The organism is Shewanella intestini, from assembly GCF_018221465.1.
GTDB classification, from domain to species: domain Bacteria; phylum Pseudomonadota; class Gammaproteobacteria; order Enterobacterales; family Shewanellaceae; genus Shewanella; species Shewanella intestini.
The window spans coordinates 110,540-129,266 of sequence record NZ_JAAIKR010000013.1 but is presented as its reverse complement, the minus strand read 5'-3'; the positions used below and the strand labels follow the sequence as shown (position 1 = coordinate 129,266).

The following is an 18,727-nucleotide window of genomic DNA, read 5'->3' as shown; positions in this document are numbered from 1 at the left end:
TTGATTTAAATGCTTAAATAACCATCTTAAATCAAGCTAACTCGGTGGTTGCTAATGCGTTGCAGAAGCTGCTATGCCGTGTCAGTGGATGCGCATTATAGGCAGATTTGAGAACGGCGCAAGGGCTTTTTTGAAGTAATTTAGCAAAAGTGATTCAACAGATGTTTTTTTGGACTAAACGTGCAAAAAAGGGGCGAAACGCCCCTTTTTATCGTAATAATATCGCTATCGACCAAAGAATCGCGTTTCTTGTTTGATGGATATCTGTTGGTTATTAATGGTTGTCGACACAATAATATCAATATCATTTATGCTTTTGCTTAATGAACTTGGACTAACCGCAATACTAATCGGCAATGTGATAACTTCACCTGCTGCAATCTTAATGGACTGTGGGCCAATCCAATGCGGGTTATCTAAGCCTGTCACGCTTAATTGATACTGTTGTTGTTGCTCGGTCTTATTAAGTAGCTTAATAGTATAGGTGTTTTCAATTTCACCTTGGCTGTTATCTCTATACAGTGCGTTACGGTCACGAATAATATCCATCCGCACTGGAGAGATTGTCGCGCTGGCATAAATAAAGACCAGCACCATTACGGTTAATACGATGCCATAACCAAGCAACTTAGGTCTAGCAACCTTTTCCTGGCTTCCTGCTAATTTGTTTTCAGTGGTGTAGCTGATTAAGCCTTTGTCATAACCCATGCGCTGCATGGTGTTATCACAAGCATCGATACAAGCACCACAATTAATACACTCATATTGCAAACCATTACGAATGTCGATGCCTGTTGGGCACACCTGAACACATAAGTCACAATCGATACAGTCGCCTAAACCTAGTGCTTTAGGATCAGCTTTACGCGAACGTGGACCTCTTGTTTCACCTCGCATGCTGTCATAACCGACAATATAAGTGTTCTTGTCGAACATAGCTGATTGAAAGCGCGCATAGGGACACATATGCAGACACATAATCTCACGCATCCAACCAGCATTACCGTATGTTGCCAAAGTGAAGAAGATAACCCAGAAATAAACACTGCCATCGGCATGAAGAGTAAAAACATCAACATATATAAGATGGGTGGGAACGAAATAGGACACAAATGTCATTGCTGTTAATAATGACACCATAATCCATGAAAGGTGTTTAGCTGCTTTACGCCATATTTTATTAAATGACCATGGCATTTTATCCAGTTTAATACGCTTATTACGCGCACCTTCAAACTTTTCCTCAAACCAGATAAAGATAAACGTCCACACCGTTTGTGGACAGGTATAACCACACCAGACTCTGCCTAAATAAGTCGTGACAAAAAAGAGTCCAAAGGCAGCAATCATGAATAGCGCGGCAAGTAGGGTTAAGTCTTGAGGCCAAATAGTTAACGCAAACACGTGAAACTTTTGTTCAGATAAATTAAACCATACCGCTTGACGATCTCCCCAAGGCACCCAAGGCAATATAAAGAAGAACAACATAGCGACCCACCCCATACGACGCCGGAGTGAACTCCAAACCCCTGTTACGGCACGAACGTAAATGCGGTTTCGAGGATTAAAGCGATCAGCTTTATTGGCATCGGGCTGATGAATTTTAATGCGATTTGGGGGCGAACTATCCTTGATTTTTGATTCCATGCTCATTTTACAGCCTTACTACATTAACATTACAAAGAAACTGGAATAGTATATACCTTTCTAACATCAACTCGGACAAAAATATGAGAGGTTGGATTTTTTTAGCCATCGTGGCAGGCATTCTTTATTTCACCGCCACTAAAACCGACAAACTGGATACACCCATTGCGTATGTTCATCACTTTTTTAATGACGCTGAACATAAAATAGATAAAGCAACGGGTACCACTATTCAGCGAACCGACAAGCATTTACCCAAATTAGCTGCTGACTTAGCTGACAGACTGACCCCTGAAGAAATGACAGTTGCACAGCAAATATTCACAGATGAACGCTCTGTGGCTGCATTTAAACAGCAGTATTGTCAGCACTCATACTCTCGTCACGACACATTAAGCGCCGAAAACCTACAATATATCTGTGACCAACTTTAATGCCCTGTCAATTAGGCGTCACGCGACTCACAGATCAACGGAGTATAGTTAACGCTTTTTAGACTCAGCATTGACCTGAAAAGCAAATCAGCCTAGCCTTTCATGCAAGCATTCATAGGATCACTATGAAACACAGTTTGGATAAAAGGTTAGGCTACTTATGACTCAACAAGTTTCAGATATTTTTGACCCCACCTTATGGGACACCGTGCCAGGTTTTGACTTTGAAGACATCACCTATCACCGCGCCAAAGATCAAGGCACGGTACGTATTGCGATTGATCGACCTGACTGCCTCAATTCATTTCGCCCTAAAACTGTAGATGAACTTTACCTCGCATTAGATCATGCTCGCCAATGGTCAGATGTCGGCTGCGTGCTATTAACAGGTAACGGCCCATCAGCTAAAGGACAGCATTCTTTTTGCGCCGGTGGCGATCAACGCATTCGTGGTAAAGACGGTTACAAATATGAAGGTGACGAACAGGGTAAACCCGATGTCGCCAGAATGGGACGGTTGCACATATTAGAAGTTCAGCGGCTTATCCGTTTTATGCCTAAAGTTGTTATTGCCGTTGTTCCTGGTTGGGCTGTTGGTGGCGGCCACAGTTTACATGTCGTATGCGACTTAACCCTTGCATCAAAAGAACACGCTGTCTTTAAACAAACCGACCCTGACGTAGGCAGTTTTGACTCAGGTTACGGCAGTGCTTATCTGGCGAAAATGATTGGTCAAAAACGTGCTCGTGAGATTTTCTTTTTAGGCTTTAACTACACGGCAGACGAAGCATTTGATATGGGCATGGTCAATCGCGCGATTCCACATGCAGAGCTTGAAACAGCAGCATTAAATTGGGCCAAAGAAATTAACAGTAAATCGCCAACAGCAATGCGGATGCTTAAATATGGCTTTAACTTGCCAGACGACGGACTTGTTGGCCAACAACTGTTTGCTGGTGAAGCGACTCGTCTTGCTTATGGCACTGGCGAAGCACAAGAAGGCCGCGATGCTTTCTTAGAAAAACGCGATCAAGACTTCAGCCAATTCCCTTGGCACTATTAATGAGTAAGACACGGCAATAACCTCCCATGATGTGCTTTTTCAATAGCAAGACATTATGCGCTATGTGCAACAAAGCCTATCAAATGAGATAGGCTTTGTTGTCACTATATGTCCATTGACAAAAACACCTTTACAAACCAAATGATAATGATTATCATTTGCGTTAAGTTATTTTGTTAAAGGCTAATATCATGAAAAAGACACTTACTTTTGCACTATTGCACTTCGGCGTAGCATTCACTGTAACCTATCTATTAACTGGCAGCGTCGTTCTTGGCGGTGCAGTTGCGTTAATCGAGCCCGCTGTAAACACGGTTGTGTTCTATTTCCATGAAAAAGTCTGGAAAAAGTTTGAAACAAAACAATCTTCTTTAGTCGCGGCCTAGTATGAGCAACCGCGATACTGGGTGAGTTAGCAGTAATAATACCTAACTCATTTACCGGTGGAGCAATCGTGCCCCTCAAATAGCGATGAAAGTTAGCGCAAAGTTGAATATTGTCTGCGTGCAAATGAAGATAAAAGTAAGTTATAAATCCTTATAAACGGCCTTTGTCATAAAAGTTTCACAAAAAAATTATCCCAACTGACACGGTACGTAATATACAAATAAATCGCGCCAAATGCTTAACCTAACCTTAAGCTAACCTTTTCTTATGACTTAACAATGTCACATCGTTACCCTTTAAACAAACACACATCACCAGTGATGCTCTAGCTTCCACAGTGCCTGCTCCATTTTAATAAACCGATAAAATCACATTCCACAAACCCACTCTCACCAAAAGAGCGGTAACGAAACCTCAACACTCTCAAACCCAAAAGCTAATTCACATCAACACTAAATAGCCTCTGCACTCATTCATTGTCACTTAACTGTAATACTTCTCTGTCTTAATGCGTTTGCCCCACATGAGGCGCTTACTTAAATGAACGAACACATTGAAAACAAATCCACTATGAACAGAGTAGGAAAAACAATGAAAAAGGTTATTGGCTTATTAACAGCAGTTGGCATGATGACTGCGCCACTAGCACAAGCTGAAACAGTGACTGTTTCAGGTTCAACATCTGTCGCACATGTTATGGAAGTGCTTGCTGAAAGATACCAGCAATCAACAGGTAAAAACGTTGAAGTACAAAGCACAGGTTCATCAGCAGGTATTCGTGCTGCGAAAGACGGTACCAGCATGATTGGTATGTCATCTCGTAATATCAAACCAAATGAACTCACCCCAAAAACACAAAAAATTGTCATTGCACGAGATGGTATTGCAGCGGCAGTAAATAAAGCCAACCCAGTGTCGAACTTGACCCAAGAGCAAATTTCAAAAATTTACCGCGGCGAAATCAAAAACTGGAAAGAAGTTGGTGGTGAAGCTCGCCCAATCGTCGTTGTAACACGTGAAAATGGTTCAGGTACTCGTGGTGCATTTGAAGACATCATGAAGCTACAACGCGTTGTTAATGGCCACAAAGTCACGGCTATCGCAGCCACCGCTCAAGTCGGTAATGGTAACGGCATGATTAAAACGATTGTTGCCAACAACCCATATGCAATTGGCTATATCTCACTGGGTTCTGTAGATGACTCATTACGAGCGTTATCAGTAAACAATGTCAAGCCAACTGACGCGAACATCGCTGCTGGCGACTATCAAATTGCTCGCCCTTTTATCGCATTGATAGATCAAGATACGCCGCAAAATGCCAAGTTGTTTATTGATTTCATTATGTCAAAAGACGGCCAACGCATTGTGGCAGAAGAAGGTTACATCCGCGTTCAGTAAATATTGAATGTAAAGCAATTAAGAAGGCTTCGGCCTTCTTTTGCTGTTGAAAAGTATAAACGAGGTGTAAATGGAAACGGCAAGTAAAATGGGACAAGTGACAACATCGCTCACTCCCGCCAAAAAAATCGACTGGATAGAGCGACTCTTTCACGGGTTGTTCTTTATCAGTGCAATGGTAGGGGTCATCTCTGTAATTACCATTGGTTGGTTTGTTTTTTATGAAGGGCTACCAGCCTTTAAAGAAGCAGGCTTACTGAACTTTATCTTTGGTAGGGAATGGCTGCCACCTGCACTTTACGGCATATCATCAATGATTGTCGCCTCGCTTATTTCCACTGTTGGTGCAGTATTGATTGGTGTCCCTATTGCCATCATGACTGCCGTGTTTTTAGCTGAAATAGCCCCTAAATGGATGGCAAATATTGTCAGACCTGCGGTTGAATTATTAGCGGGTATTCCTTCTGTCGTTTATGGCTTTTTTGGCTTAATCGTTATTGTCCCAGCCATTGAGGCGGTATTTGATATTCCTGCAGGTAACACACTGTTGGCAGGGATTATTGTATTGGCAATTATGATTTTGCCTACGGTTATCACTATTTCAGAAACCTCAATACGCGCACTGACGCCGACGTATAAAGCAGGCGCATTAGCGCTGGGCGCGTCGCACATTTACACAATTTTTAATGTATTACTGCCAGCAGCTAAAAGCGGTATTTACACCGGCATCGCCCTTGGGATTGCCCGCGCTATTGGTGAAACCATGGCCATCATTATGGTAATGGGTAACGCCCCAGCAATGCCAGGCTCATTACTTGAGCCTGCCCGTTCATTAACAGCCAACATTGCGATGGAAATGGCTTACGCAACAGGTATCCATGCAAGCTCACTTTATTCAACTGGCATTGTATTATTAGCATTTATCATTTTGCTCAATGCAGGCCTACTTTATCTTAACCGTCAACGAGGACATGCCTAATGACCCAACTGACTAATAAGCAAACCCGTATGCGCAAAGACCAAGCGATGATGGCTGGTGTTTGGGCTTCAGCAGGGTTAACAATTATCTTCTTACTGTGGGTGGTTTGGCACATTTTATCCAATGGCCTTAGTCACGTAAGCTGGGAATTCATCACCGGATCTTATACCCGTATTGGCGAAGCCTCTGGTATTTGGGCAATGATTATTTCAACCATTTATATGGTTGGGCTGTCATTGGGCATCGCCGCTCCCATTGGCATTATGACCGCAATCTTTTTAACTGAGTACGCTAAACCAGGCAGTAAATTAGTGGCTGGCATTCGTTTTTGTATTGAATCGCTAGCAGGTATCCCGTCAATTGTTTACGGCTTATTCGGGATGACATTTTTTGTGACAGTACTTGGGCTTGGGTTCTCAATCATTGCCGGGGCATTAACATTATCGATGTTAATTTTACCAGTACTAATCCGCACTACAGAAGAAGCACTAATAGCTGTGCCGATGAGTTACCGCGAAGGTGGTTACGCTTTAGGTAGCTCTAAAATTTATACTATCTGGCGTTTAATCTTACCTAATGCACTGCCTGGCATTGTGACATCAATTATCCTCAGTACGGGCCGCGTTATTGGCGAGTCGGCACCGGTATTCCTTACCGCCGGCATGGTGACACAAATTCCAGAAAGCGTACTGGATTCAGGTCGAACACTTACCGTTCACCTATACAAACTAACCCAAGAATTATTTACACAACATGAGTGGAACCAAGCTTATGCAACGGCCACTATCTTGATCGTACTGGTTCTATTATTAAACCTAGCAACCAAAATTATTGCTGCACGTTTTGATAAACACTCACATTAAGGCAACTAAAATGAACAAGCTTGAAGTCAATAATCTCAATCTTTTTTATGGCGAAAACCACGCATTAAAAGACATTTCATTGCCAATCCCAGCCAAACAAGTCACGGCATTAATTGGCCCATCAGGATGTGGAAAATCAACACTATTACGCACACTTAATCGCATGAACGACCTAGTAGAAGGCGTGAAGATTGAAGGTGATGTAATGTTTGAAGGCGAAAACATCTATGCCGACATTGACGTAAAACAATTAAGAATGCGCGTCGGTATGGTGTTCCAAAAGCCAAATCCTTTCCCTATGAGCATTTATGACAACGTTGCTTTTGGCCTTAAAGCCCAAGGCGAAAAAGACAAAGAGCTCATTAGCGAAGTAGTTGAAGAGTCACTGCGTAGCGCAGCGCTTTGGGATGAAGTAAAAGAACGCTTACATACACCAGCAATGGGATTGTCGGGTGGTCAACAACAACGTCTGTGTATTGCTCGTGCTATTGCAATGAAGCCGGAAGTGATTCTAATGGACGAACCAACCAGTGCACTGGATCCTATTGCAACGCATAAAATTGAAGAGCTAATGGATGAGCTACGTAAAAAGTTCACCATTGTGATTGTGACGCATTCGATGAACCAAGCAAAACGCATTTCAGATAAAACCGCGTTTTTCTGGATGGGTGAACTCGTTGAGCATGCTGACACCGACACACTATTCCAACACCCTGTCGATAGCCGTACCCAAGGTTATGTGAGTGGTGAATTCGGTTAAACCTTAACGCTTATCCCTCTGCAACTCCTAAGAAAAGCTGAGTAATTAATAACTCAGCTTTTCTGCATCTTGTTCACTAAATTCTTTCACCGCCTTACGGGCAAGGTAACGAAACGGATACGCCTTAATCATTTCTTCAAAAGGTTGAATCGCAAACGCCCAAAATATCGATGCATCAAAATACAAAATTAATAATGCACATAACGGAATAGAAATAACCCATTGACCGGTGAAGTTAATTTTAAACACCGCCGTGGTATGCCCCATCGCCCTTAGTACATGTCCATGCACAGTGTTATAACCGCGCACTAACGGTAACAAGATATACAGCGGCGCAATAATCGCTAATGCTTGATAGGTCTGTGCTGTCATTTGTGGGTAAATATCAGCAATCCAAAAGCTTAATCCCCAGAAAAACAACATGGTGACAACTGAAATCGCCACCGCCAAGTTAATACTCACATTAACGTTATCTTCTAAGTCGTCTAACGTCTTTGAACCAATGGCTTGGCTAATTGAAATGGCAGACGAATGCGCCCACGCCGTAATAAACTGGCCACCAGCGCGCATCCATGGCAATACAAGTGTAATTGCCACATACGCATTAATCGATAATTGCGAGTACAACAGCTGATACACGCTCACGCCTATCGACAACATCGTCACATTGGCCGCAACAGGGAAAATTTCAATAAAATGACGACGTATATTGTCAATCATCTCAGTGACCGTCACCGACAATCTCAATGCGACATCGTCAAGGTGATAAACACAGCTGGCCAAGTAAATAAACCGCACCAATATCGCAATTAAACTGCCCATTGCTGCGCCTGTTACGCCAAATTGCGACGTAACAGCAGTGCCGTAAATAAAGGCATAAGACAACAATGCGTTAATGGGCATTTCAATTAAGTAACCTTTAAAGGCGACTTTGGTTTTACCTAAACTATTAAACAGTGCAATACACACTTGCGTCACGGCATTAAATAACACCACATACTTGGCCACACCAAGGTAACGTAGCGCCTCTACTTGCAAGTCTTGATGCTGAGTTAATTGCTCAACAATTGAAGTTTCAAACAGCTGCAACAGTAACCAAAAAAACAACCCAACGCCCAAGTTAATGCTCATACCAGCCCAGCAGGCCTTTGCTAATCCAGCTGCGCTTTGTGAACCAACTGCGCGGCTCATGACCAATTGAGTTCCATTGGCTAACGCCATTTGAATACCCATAATAAATGCCACTATGGTGGTCGCAATTCCCATCGCAGCTAACGACACCTCACCCAGTGACGACACTAACAAGGTGTCAATCATCAGCATTGATTGCATCAATAATGCATTAAGTGCTAATGGCCACGCTAAGGCAAGGTTAGAACGAACATACGGGTTACGGGCATAGTGAGAAAAAGGCATTAATGTCACCAACGGTCATTTATCTTTAGGTGTCTGTATTACGCAGCGTTCATCACGTCGCAAACGGCTTGGGTAAAATAGGGGGTCGATTATATTTTACAAAACAAAAAGCCTGAGATGAACTCAGGCTTTAAAATTAACCAGATTATTGTGCTTGGTTCAAATTACGCAATATGTACTGCGCCTTTAAAGTTCACGTTGTGGTCATTAACCGTCAATGAGGTTTCCGTTTCGTCTGTCACGCCGACTTTATTAGACACAAACACGTTAACTTCTTTGCCTGAGTTAAGGGTTAACTTAACCGCAGAACCAGCGTCGGTATGGGTTAATACTTCAACCTTGTCTACCTGACCACGCGCATCGGTGCTGGCTTCAATCGCTTCGTTAAAGTAACCGTGCGTTTCATAAACGTTAGCAAACATATGTGTGCTTCCTTTTTGACGCAACATCATCAACGGTTCGCTGCGTAGGTTAAAGTCAGGGTCGTTAGCACCAGTACGAGCAAAGATCACTTCGCTACCTTGGTTAGCGCTGCTTACCATTGAATAGTAGCTATTGCCCATTAACCAACTCACTAAACTGCCTTGTTCAACATTACCGCTCGCCACATTCCACAAGTGTTGATAACCAGACTTGTCACCAAGAGGCTTGAGCTTGCTTGCCATTTGGTAATCAAAGTCGGTACGGATAATTTGACCACTGTGATGCACAACATAATCATAAGTGTGCTCTTGTTCACTGGTTAAGCGGAATAAATCCAATACCACTGGTTTAGCAATACCTTCAATTTCAAACATCACGACGGTACGCTGCTGATCCACACCAGGATAATAACCGCGAACAAATGCGCTCATAGCCTGCTGTTTTTCTCCTTTAACAAAGAAGTGAGACTCACCCCAACGTGCTTCAGCCGTTGCGGTGTCACCTTGGTTTTGGCTTGTTTGATCAACCACGACCGTATTGTGCGCCACGGTTTGTTTACAGTAGCTTTTGTTTTCAGGAATATAACGACCACCAAATTTGGGCTCTACGTTAACCCAGCGGCCAAAACCATAATCATGGGTCACTTCTTGGCCGTGGTTAAATAAGCTTAAATGCAAGGCATCGAAATGGCCGTGGTCTAACGCTGAATGTAATTTATGGTCGCTGCCATGTTGGCCAAACCATAATAACGCCATGGTGTCGTCATTTTTCACGTCGCGATGACGTAAAATAGAAATCCCGCCGCGGTCGCCTTCTGCGCCGTCAGTGAGCTGCAAGCTGCCCCAGTTAAAGCCAGCCAGTTCACCGGCATTTGCCACACCATCAGACAATGCCGCACCTGAACCATGAACCCATACTTTATCTTGATGCACGGCCATCGACATTAAGTTTTCGTCTTGGCTATAACGTTTAAAGCACACGCTAGTCGCAATTAATACGCCTTCATCTTTAATGTCCATCGTTTTAGATGAGTCATTTAATGCTGGCAACACCCCATTTGGAAATGCGGTAGACATAACCGCATAAGTGGTGGTTTTAATCACTTGATCTTTTAAGTCGTAAATACCAATTTCTGGCTGACGACGCTCAATGGCCTCAGCAAATAAGTAAATAGGACGTAATGAGAAGCGGTGATAATAAGGGCCTTCCATGTAATAACCGTCAGGCGAGAACAATTGCGTTAACTGAGCAATAAAGCCACCAGATACGCTGTCACCTGCTAGGCCATAAAGCGCTTTATCGACACTGGCTTGGTCATTAATGGCATAACCACAAATACCCACACCAGCTACAGCCCAAAGTCCGTGGTTATGGACAATGTCAAAGTCATGCGCGTAAGTATCAACAAACAAATCAATCATCGGACGGAACAGGTCATTTTCAATTAACTGTTGCTCGTCTTGGGTCAACTCGTGACGAATACAAGAATAGGCACACGATGCATAAAGCATCCACATGTTCTCATTCAATGTTTGATGGAAAATACGCCCTGGAGGGTTACTATCACGGCTAGTATTAAGCTCAAAGCTGGTATAAACCTTGGCATATTCCACCAGCATGGTTTTAGCATAATCTAAATAACGTGGATCTTGAGTGATCAGATACAACCGACCCGCTAAGTCTAAATGAATATAGTTTTGCTTATGACGGTTATGTTCATATCCGCCAGCTTCACCGTGGCCTGGGATTTCAATACCAATTGGCAAGTAAGCTTCAAGTGCAGCAACTTCAGTTGCAATAGAGCGGCCCATTAAACTATCTGTGTTTAAGTGAGTACGTAATTGTGCAGCTTCTTCGAAGCTCATTAATAATGGCTGGTAGCTCATAAAATTAACCTCTTTGCTCAACAGCAAAATAACCTTGCCATTGGAATGTTTGATTGTTGAACGTTACGCTGTTATCGGTTGTTGGTGTAACACCAACTTGGTTGCTTACCATCACGACTAATGTTGCATCTTGAGCCACAATTTCAATCACTGAACCTTGCTCATTACTGCCAATAACATTCACCTGAGTAATTTGACCACGCGCTTCGGTACTTGCCTCTACCGCTTCATTAAAGTAGCCGTGCGTTTCTAATACGTTAGCAAATAGCGTGTCTTTTGCTTGGCGACGTAACACCATGCCTGGTTCGCTGCGTAAGTTAAATGATGGGTCATTTGCACCAGAGCGAGTAAAGATAACTTCATCATCTGCGCTCACGGCACTTAACCACGTGTAGTAACTGCTGCCTTGCAACCAGCTCACTAATGCAGTGTCGCTTGCCTCGGTAGTCGCTTTACCTTGGGCAACGTTCCAAATATGTTGATAACCAAAGTGATCACCCAATGTGGCCAGCTCACTGTGAGTTTGGTAGTCAAAGTTAGTACGCACAATCTGTCCGTCGTAATGCAATGAATAGTCATACTGGTGGTTCTGATCACTGATTAAGCGGTATAAATCAACTAAAACAGGTTTAGCTAATACACCATGGTTAACCATTAACACGCTGCGCTGTTGGTCAACACCTGGGTAGAAGTCACGGCAGAATGCACTCACACCTTGAACGGCGCTATCATCACCACTAAAGAAATGTGGTTCACCATGGCGACTATCGGCCAATTTTACGTCAAAATTATTTTGACATTGTTGGTCAACAGCAACGGCATTGTGGGCAATCGTTTGGCGAGCATAAGACTTGTTTTCGTCAAGGTAGCGGCCACCAAATTTAGGTTCTACGTTAACCCAACGGCCAAAGCCGTATTCGCGTAAGACTTCTTGGCCATTATTGAAGAAACTAATCCCTAAGGTGTCAAAGTGACCATGACCCATACCGTGCTGACCGTAGTTCATCACTAACTGGTTCACATCGCCATTGTCAGCTTGCATACGCATAAAGGCTTGTGCGCCGCGATCGCCATTTGGCCCTTCGTTTAGCTCAACACTTGGCCAGCAAGGGGTTAACTTAGCTTGGTTTTTAGCAAAGGCTGCTGATAAGACTTGACCACATGGGTTAACCCATACGCAGTCTTGAATTTGTGCCATGCCTAGAATGTCATCGTCAATACCGTAGTGTTTTGCATAAAGGCTTAGCGCCACAACCACACCCGCATCACACACATCCATAGACAATGAAGCATCATTTAGCGCTGGGAACACACCATTTGGATAAGCCGTAGCTAACATCGACTTAATGGTTTTACCAATGACTTGGTCATTAAAGTTAAAGATGTCTAGCTCTGGGCGGTGACGGTGAACGGTTTCGGCAAATAAGCACAATGGGCGAATCGCATAACGATGGTAATAAGGACCTTCCATATAATAGCCAGAAGGGGCAAACAGTTTACTAATTTGTGCAAGGTAACCACCTTCAATGTCGTCACCTTTTAAGCCGTGAATCGACATTTCTACATATTCAGGCTTATCAATCGCTAAACCACAAATCGCAACAGCAGCAACAGCCCAAATACCGTGGTTGTGAATACGGTCAAAATCAAAGCTATATTGTTCAGTGAACATATCAAGCATCGGTTGGAACAAGCCAGCAACAATGGTTTGCTGTTGCTTTGCTGACAACCAATGACGAATGCAGCTATAGCCTAAGCTTGAATTCAATAAGAACACATGCTCGTTTAGAATTTGGTGGAACAAACGCCCTGGAGGGTTAGTGTTTAACTGCTCGTGGAAGCCTAACTTTAAATACTTATCAGCGTAAGCTAATAGTAGGTCGGCAGTATATTGGGCGTATTTTTCTTCACCCGTCACCAAAAATAAGCGACCTGCTTGATTGATGTATTGGTAGTTCTGTTTGTGGCGATTATGTGCATAACCACCAGCTTCACTATGACCTGGGACTTCGACCCCTAACGCCATAAAGGCATCGGTATCAGCAATCAAACTCGTTAAGCTTTTACCCATTAGGCTATCAGTGCCTAACTCACTCGCGATTGACGCGATTTCTGACTCTTCAAAAAGTACCGCTTTTATGGCTTGCGACATGTTTACCTCAAACTGGAAGCTACGAATTGCATCTAAAATAATACAAATTGACCTAAATTACAGCATATAAAAACCATTTATAGACTTAGATCACTCATAAAAACCCTAATTGTTTGATTAATGCGATAACCACCAATTAACACCCATATATTCGCCAACACGCCAAAAAGTTAAAAATCAACAACTTACAATGTTAACAAACGAAAACAATAACAACAAATACGAAGCAGATCACAGATACGGTAGATTTGTATTACAAATGCGAGTATTTTACGAGTACACTACGTTCATATTAAAACAGACTGTTGAGTAAAACTTATCCCGCTTATTTCACAGCGATAGTCGTTAACTCAACAAATACCATAACCAATGATGCCCCCCATTTCGTTGATGCAGTTATTCAAATGGATATCACGATATGGCATTTCACAGGAGAATAGAGATGAACCCATTTTTTGAAAATGACAAAACAGATTGGGAAGACCTAGGTGACGGCTTATCACGCAAAATTATTGGTTACACTCCAGACCTGATGGCTGTTTTCGTAAAATTCGAAAAAGGCGCAATTGGCCATCCACACACTCATGATATTCATGATCAAATTGGTTATGTTGCAGCAGGTAGTTTTGAAGCCGAAATTGATGGCGTTAAAAAAATCCTTAAAGTTGGCGACGCATATATTGCACCTAAAATGGTGATGCACGGCGCGGTAGCATTAGAAGAAGGCAGCATGTTGATCGATATGTTCAACCCTGCGCGCCAAGACTTTCTATAAAAAATAGAGGAACCAATATGTCTATGTTGAATGTCGGGATCATTGGCGAATGCATGGTCGAACTGCAACAGCGCGATGGTTCACTCGCACAAAACTATGGTGGCGACACCCTTAACACTGCGGTTTACTTGTCACGCCTATCAAAAGGCAAAGACATGTCAATCAGCTACTTCACCGCACTCGGCCAAGACTTTTTCAGCAAAGAAATGCTCAAAATTTGGCAGCAAGAAGGCATAGACACACAACACGTTCAGATTATGGATAACAAACTTCCTGGATTGTATGCCATCGAAGTAGACGAAACCGGTGAACGCAGTTTCCATTACTGGCGTAATGATGCCGCTGCTAAATTTTGGCTTGAACAAGCAAGTAGCCAACTATTAGCCACATTAAGCCAATTTGACGTGTTGTACTTGTCGGGTATTAGCCTTGCCATCTTAACTGAGCAAAGCCGCGCAGTATTATTCGACGTGCTTAAACAATGTAAAGCCAATGGCGGCAAAGTGGTATTTGATAACAACTATCGCCCTCGCTTATGGCGCGATGCCGCGCAAGCCAAAGCGGTTTATCTTGAAATGTTGGCATTAACCGATATTGGTTTACTGACCTTTGAAGACGAAGAAGTCTTATTTGGCGACACCGAAATAGCACAATGCTTAGACCGCAGCTTTACCCTTGGCCTTAGCGAAGTTGTCATTAAACGTGGCGCGCAAGAATGCATTGTAGCAACTAAAGATTCGCAAATTAGCGTACCAGCAACACATGTCGACAATGTTGTCGACACGACCTCTGCAGGAGACTCGTTTGCCGCAGGTTATATGTCTGAGCGTTTACTTGGTCATGATGCCACCTTAGCAGCTAAAACTGGTCACGCACTTGCTGGCATCGTTATCCAGCATAAAGGTGCAATCATTGACCTTGCAGCAATGCCAAGCCAAGTTTAATCGTTAATAACAATTATATTTATTAGCCAAATTACTCTGAATATCCCAAAGGAAGTGACATGAGCACGCTAAATGAAAGACTAAAACAATTGCAAGTGATCCCAGTGATTGCAATTAACAATGCTGATGATGCCGTTTCATTAAGTAAGGTGTTAGTTGAAAACGGCATGCCTTGTGCAGAAATTACGTTTAGAACACCCGCTGCAGCGCAAGCAATTAAAAATATGCGCGAAGCTTATCCAGACATGTTAATTGGTGCTGGCACCGTGCTTAACTCAGAAACGGTTGATGCCGCAATAGATGCAGGCGTTGACTTTATTGTGAGCCCAGGCTTTAACCCAACAACGGTTAAATACTGTCAGCAACGCAATATGCCCATTATTCCAGGAGTGAATAATCCATCGCTTGTTGAACAAGCAATGGAAATGGGTTTAGACACATTGAAGTTTTTCCCAGCAGAACCTTCAGGCGGCATTCAAATGCTTAAAGCATTAACTGCGGTTTACCCAGTAACTATCATGCCTACGGGTGGTGTATCACCAAGCAATATTAACGACTACCTTAATATTGATGCCGTAGTTGCTTGTGGTGGAACGTGGATGGTGCCAGGCAAACTTATTGACAACCAGCAATGGGACGAAATTGGCGCGCTAGTACGTGAAGCCGTTGCCGCACTGAACGCTTAACGATTTGTTGGTATTGATAATCTGAGTCACCTATCAATACTTGTCAGGCCCAAATGACTCATTTGGTACTCCAAAGACCAAAGTTAAAAGGTGCGCCTTGCTAATCCTCAGGGCGCATTTAACCTTACGCTCCTGTTATGCATTTATGTTTAACAGTAAAAATAAATATAATAATATGCGTCACGCAAGTGGAAACAACTCTATCCCTGACACGGAGTTCGGGGATTTTTTCCTACCTCTACGGTTTAAATACCGCTTTAAAAACCCCTTTACTATGACCAAACAGTTTTACCGACAACGCCATAAATAACTCGGCGGTGGCAATGGCATCTACCGACGCACTGTGACCATGATATTCAGGTAAACCATAACGTTGACGAATAGACGCCAGTCGATAATCGCCATCTTGTTGATGCTGACGATTCGCTGACATCGACTTTTCAATGGCTAATGTGTCAAGCCACAATAACGGCATTGGCGGTAACCCAAAGCGCTTATACACATAATGGTCGACAAATTGCTGCTCAACTTGCTTAGCGTGAACCAAAAGCAATTTGCCCTGCATTTGTTCAAACATATGCATCATTACGTCATCAAGTTTGCGCGCCTCGCGGACCATTTGCGGCATAATATGGTTTATCACTGCCGTTTCAGGACGAACAACCCCTTTAATAAAAGTATGATCAACACTAGAAAGATCAATGGTTTTACCCTGCATGGTGACGTAGCCCACACTTAAAATATGATCAACCTTGGCATCTAAACCACTGGTTTCAATATCGACCGAGAAATACACTAAATCCTCAACTGGCGCATAGAGATCAGGCAGAGGTTCTTGCAAGAGTTGTTGTAACTGTTCTGGCATGGTGGGGTGAGCGAGCAAATAAGCCTTACGCGCCCGCGCTAAGCGCGACAACGGATGAAAATAATTAAGCCACTTATTCATATAATCGTCCTACTTAAAGTAGAGTTGATATTACTTTGCAAAGGTGTGGTTTCGCTAACGGTTAGTAATGGCTAAATCGAAGCTTTGATGCTTCTTGCATATTACTGATAATCCTAAAGACATCTTTTAAGTGCTTACGTTCAAACGAGCTAATCATGCTTGGGTCCATATGATTATCTGGTACTAATCCTGCTCTTAATGACGTTAGCTGATGGTCAAAGCGTACTTGGGTTAAAAAGTAAAAAGCTTCAATAATGTCTTTAAAGTCATTTTCAACTAATAGCTTCTTCTCTACCGCATACTCAAAACGCTCGCGAGTACCGCTACCACTGCAACCGACGGCCAAACCATAAATACGCGCTAAATCGACAATTAAATTTAATGCGTACTTTTTAATATTGAGGGTTTGAGTGTTATTGCCGCCCTTTTCAAGCACCAATTTGTTGAAAATGCCTAATGGCGGTTGTACCCGCACTGCATCGTTAACTAACGACGGTAAAAACTGACGTTCATCTTGAATCAATTGATGTAAATGTTTTTGCAATTCAGCAGATAAGGATTCATTGCCGTATAAACTGCGTACTTCTAGAAACACGCTGACATTCATCAACATGCTGTATTGCGGATTACTGACCCATTTGCTGTAAAACTCTTTCCATACCGACAAAGTTTGGCACCATTTGGTATTCGAGGCCATATAGTGACCACTGCAATTTGGGAAACCACATAAGTCGAGACTATCAGTAACAAATTGGGCAAATTTAGCAAAATAAGCTTTGTCTTCATCGGTGGCCGAATTCGTCAAAATAAGCGCGCTGTCTTGGTCTGATAACATATGGATTTCATTACGCGCATGCGATCCTGCCACAATCCAGTTAAAGTCACACGGTGGCGGGCCAAATTTATCTTCCGCCATTTGCAATAAACGGCGGTTATAACCGTCCATGATCATCGTCATTAATTGACCGATAATTTCCGAGTTAACCTTACCTTCAACCAACGCTTCAAAAATCGCTTGGCGCTCAGGTGTTAACTGCGCCAGCGCTTCGACGGTTTCGCTATATTTGAGTTTCTCAATTAAGAAAATCGCCTGCATACGGTGCTTTTGCACTAAATGCGATGACGTTAACAAACCAATCACCTCATCGCCTTTAGCAATAGGTAAACTGCGGATGTTGTATTCCATCATTAACGAGGCCGCTTTAAATACCAAGTCATCAGGGCTAATAGTGATCGCAGGAGATGTCATTACTTTACTGACAGGCAGTTGAATATCTACACCGTCAGCAATCACTCTTTTGGTCAGGTCTCGGTCGGTGATCAAGCCAACAATTTTCCCCTGTTGTTTTACTACCGCGGTAAAGCTTCTACAGGTATCACGCATCTCTTTGGCGACCTGTTGAATGCTCATATCCACATCCACCACGGCAACTTGACTATGGGCTACATCAGAGACCTTTTTAAGAAATAGGCCTTTATCTTTATTAGACCACACCACATTAAGTGCAGAGCGTAAACGCGACTGCGCCCCAGAGGAAATGCTTTCACTAAACTCTTGATGTTTTTTGGTCAGTTTTTGCAACTTACTGTGAGGAACAAGATAAAGCAGAGTATTTTCTATCGCGGTTGCAGTATAGCCTTCACGAGCATTTTTTAGCGGCGCTAAAAAAGTAAACCCAAACAAATCTTCTGGGCCCATTTTCGAGCGCAAAACACCATCGGGTTTACGCTGCTCCATCGAGCCGGTACGAATGATATAAAGGTATTGTTCATTCGAGTCTTCACTAAATTGAATCTGATCGCCGCGCCCAAGATAGGTAATGCTAATGCAACTAGCGACATCTTTTAACACCGAAGCAGGCAGAAGGTTGAAAGGATCGATTTGACCAATAAAATCAACAATATTAGGAATTAAGGATTCATCCATCTGACTACCCATTCTAGTGACGATATAATTTGTATGAT

At 42.9% G+C, this 18,727-nt stretch carries 16 protein-coding genes; 10 read left to right on the top strand and 6 right to left on the bottom strand.

The genetic code is table 11. From position 1 onward, the window contains the following. Positions 1-225: 225 nt before the first annotated feature. The gene (gene ccoG / locus G3R48_RS13225) at positions 226-1,653 is read right to left on the bottom strand and encodes a cytochrome c oxidase accessory protein CcoG (RefSeq protein WP_153665349.1); all 1,428 of its coding nucleotides are present in this window, start codon (positions 1,651-1,653) and stop codon (positions 226-228) included. Between the two features lie 77 nt (positions 1,654-1,730). Between ccoG and G3R48_RS13220 the strand changes: the two genes are divergently transcribed. The 7 genes from G3R48_RS13220 to pstB all read left to right on the top strand — a co-directional run bounded on the left by G3R48_RS13220 (position 1,731) and on the right by pstB (position 7,534). After that, on the top strand, positions 1,731-2,081 hold the full coding sequence (locus tag G3R48_RS13220; protein ID WP_153665351.1) for a hypothetical protein: 351 nt from the start codon (positions 1,731-1,733) through the stop codon (positions 2,079-2,081). Positions 2,082-2,241: 160 nt separating this feature from the next. Further along, on the top strand, positions 2,242-3,144 hold the full coding sequence (locus G3R48_RS13215) for a 1,4-dihydroxy-2-naphthoyl-CoA synthase (RefSeq protein WP_153665353.1): 903 nt from the start codon (positions 2,242-2,244) through the stop codon (positions 3,142-3,144). Between the two features lie 191 nt (positions 3,145-3,335). Further along, on the top strand, positions 3,336-3,530 hold the full coding sequence (locus G3R48_RS13210; protein WP_153665355.1) for a DUF2061 domain-containing protein: 195 nt from the start codon (positions 3,336-3,338) through the stop codon (positions 3,528-3,530). 592 nt (positions 3,531-4,122) lie between these two features. Further along, the gene (locus G3R48_RS13205) at positions 4,123-4,932 is read left to right on the top strand and encodes a phosphate ABC transporter substrate-binding protein (RefSeq protein WP_153665357.1); all 810 of its coding nucleotides are present in this window, start codon (positions 4,123-4,125) and stop codon (positions 4,930-4,932) included. A gap of 70 nt (positions 4,933-5,002) precedes the next feature. Continuing rightward, complete coding sequence (gene pstC, locus G3R48_RS13200) at positions 5,003-5,911, top strand: phosphate ABC transporter permease subunit PstC (protein WP_153665359.1); 909 nt, start codon at positions 5,003-5,005, stop codon at positions 5,909-5,911. Between the two features lie 29 nt (positions 5,912-5,940). Then, the gene (pstA, locus tag G3R48_RS13195; RefSeq protein ID WP_380714660.1) at positions 5,941-6,774 is read left to right on the top strand and encodes a phosphate ABC transporter permease PstA; all 834 of its coding nucleotides are present in this window, start codon (positions 5,941-5,943) and stop codon (positions 6,772-6,774) included. Positions 6,775-6,784: 10 nt separating this feature from the next. Next, positions 6,785-7,534, top strand: a complete 750-nt coding sequence (pstB, locus tag G3R48_RS13190) for a phosphate ABC transporter ATP-binding protein PstB (RefSeq protein WP_153665363.1) — start codon at positions 6,785-6,787, stop codon at positions 7,532-7,534. 45 nt (positions 7,535-7,579) lie between these two features. Here pstB and G3R48_RS13185 read toward each other — a convergent pair whose 3' ends face one another. The 3 genes from G3R48_RS13185 to G3R48_RS13175 all read right to left on the bottom strand — a co-directional run bounded on the left by G3R48_RS13185 (position 7,580) and on the right by G3R48_RS13175 (position 13,411). Further along, a complete protein-coding gene (locus G3R48_RS13185) occupies positions 7,580-8,950 on the bottom strand; it encodes an MATE family efflux transporter (RefSeq protein ID WP_153665365.1) in 1,371 nt (456 codons plus the stop codon). A gap of 164 nt (positions 8,951-9,114) precedes the next feature. After that, a complete protein-coding gene (locus G3R48_RS13180; protein ID WP_153665367.1) occupies positions 9,115-11,259 on the bottom strand; it encodes a heparinase II/III domain-containing protein in 2,145 nt (714 codons plus the stop codon). Positions 11,260-11,263: 4 nt separating this feature from the next. Then, positions 11,264-13,411, bottom strand: coding sequence for a heparinase II/III domain-containing protein (locus G3R48_RS13175; RefSeq protein ID WP_153665369.1), 2,148 nt, complete (start codon positions 13,409-13,411; stop codon positions 11,264-11,266). Positions 13,412-13,853: 442 nt separating this feature from the next. Here G3R48_RS13175 and G3R48_RS13170 point away from each other — a divergent pair, with 442 nt between their 5' ends. From G3R48_RS13170 to G3R48_RS13160, 3 genes are read left to right on the top strand one after another with little or no spacing between them, the layout of a single operon-like run. Continuing rightward, positions 13,854-14,186 carry a cupin domain-containing protein gene (locus G3R48_RS13170; protein ID WP_153665371.1) on the top strand — a complete coding sequence of 111 codons (333 nt, stop codon included), beginning with the start codon at positions 13,854-13,856 and terminating at the stop codon, positions 14,184-14,186. A 17-nt stretch (positions 14,187-14,203) separates the two neighbouring features. Beyond that, positions 14,204-15,130, top strand: coding sequence for a 2-dehydro-3-deoxygluconokinase (kdgK, locus tag G3R48_RS13165; protein WP_153665373.1), 927 nt, complete (start codon positions 14,204-14,206; stop codon positions 15,128-15,130). A 59-nt stretch (positions 15,131-15,189) separates the two neighbouring features. Next, entirely contained in the window at positions 15,190-15,816 is a 627-nt protein-coding gene (locus G3R48_RS13160) for a bifunctional 4-hydroxy-2-oxoglutarate aldolase/2-dehydro-3-deoxy-phosphogluconate aldolase (protein WP_153665375.1), read from the top strand. Positions 15,817-16,054: 238 nt separating this feature from the next. On the opposite strand, the gene G3R48_RS13155 is transcribed toward G3R48_RS13160, so the two are convergent. Together G3R48_RS13155 and G3R48_RS13150 are read right to left on the bottom strand one after the other, a co-directional pair. Then, positions 16,055-16,762 carry a 3'-5' exonuclease gene (locus G3R48_RS13155; protein WP_153665377.1) on the bottom strand — a complete coding sequence of 236 codons (708 nt, stop codon included), beginning with the start codon at positions 16,760-16,762 and terminating at the stop codon, positions 16,055-16,057. 61 nt (positions 16,763-16,823) lie between these two features. Beyond that, entirely contained in the window at positions 16,824-18,689 is a 1,866-nt protein-coding gene (locus tag G3R48_RS13150) for a DUF294 nucleotidyltransferase-like domain-containing protein (protein ID WP_153665379.1), read from the bottom strand. Positions 18,690-18,727 lie beyond the last annotated feature (38 nt).

Coding starts and splice junctions, on each gene's coding strand:
- ccoG (WP_153665349.1), bottom strand. CDS start 1,653: ATGAGCATGGAATCAAAAATCAAGGATAGTTCGCCCCCAAATCGCATT.
- G3R48_RS13220 (WP_153665351.1), top strand. CDS start 1,731: ATGAGAGGTTGGATTTTTTTAGCCATCGTGGCAGGCATTCTTTATTTC.
- G3R48_RS13215 (WP_153665353.1), top strand. CDS start 2,242: ATGACTCAACAAGTTTCAGATATTTTTGACCCCACCTTATGGGACACC.
- G3R48_RS13210 (WP_153665355.1), top strand. CDS start 3,336: ATGAAAAAGACACTTACTTTTGCACTATTGCACTTCGGCGTAGCATTC.
- G3R48_RS13205 (WP_153665357.1), top strand. CDS start 4,123: ATGAAAAAGGTTATTGGCTTATTAACAGCAGTTGGCATGATGACTGCG.
- pstC (WP_153665359.1), top strand. CDS start 5,003: ATGGAAACGGCAAGTAAAATGGGACAAGTGACAACATCGCTCACTCCC.
- pstA (WP_380714660.1), top strand. CDS start 5,941: ATGCGCAAAGACCAAGCGATGATGGCTGGTGTTTGGGCTTCAGCAGGG.
- pstB (WP_153665363.1), top strand. CDS start 6,785: ATGAACAAGCTTGAAGTCAATAATCTCAATCTTTTTTATGGCGAAAAC.
- G3R48_RS13185 (WP_153665365.1), bottom strand. CDS start 8,950: ATGCCTTTTTCTCACTATGCCCGTAACCCGTATGTTCGTTCTAACCTT.
- G3R48_RS13180 (WP_153665367.1), bottom strand. CDS start 11,259: ATGAGCTACCAGCCATTATTAATGAGCTTCGAAGAAGCTGCACAATTA.
- G3R48_RS13175 (WP_153665369.1), bottom strand. CDS start 13,411: ATGTCGCAAGCCATAAAAGCGGTACTTTTTGAAGAGTCAGAAATCGCG.
- G3R48_RS13170 (WP_153665371.1), top strand. CDS start 13,854: ATGAACCCATTTTTTGAAAATGACAAAACAGATTGGGAAGACCTAGGT.
- kdgK (WP_153665373.1), top strand. CDS start 14,204: ATGTCTATGTTGAATGTCGGGATCATTGGCGAATGCATGGTCGAACTG.
- G3R48_RS13160 (WP_153665375.1), top strand. CDS start 15,190: ATGAGCACGCTAAATGAAAGACTAAAACAATTGCAAGTGATCCCAGTG.
- G3R48_RS13155 (WP_153665377.1), bottom strand. CDS start 16,762: ATGAATAAGTGGCTTAATTATTTTCATCCGTTGTCGCGCTTAGCGCGG.
- G3R48_RS13150 (WP_153665379.1), bottom strand. CDS start 18,689: ATGGATGAATCCTTAATTCCTAATATTGTTGATTTTATTGGTCAAATC.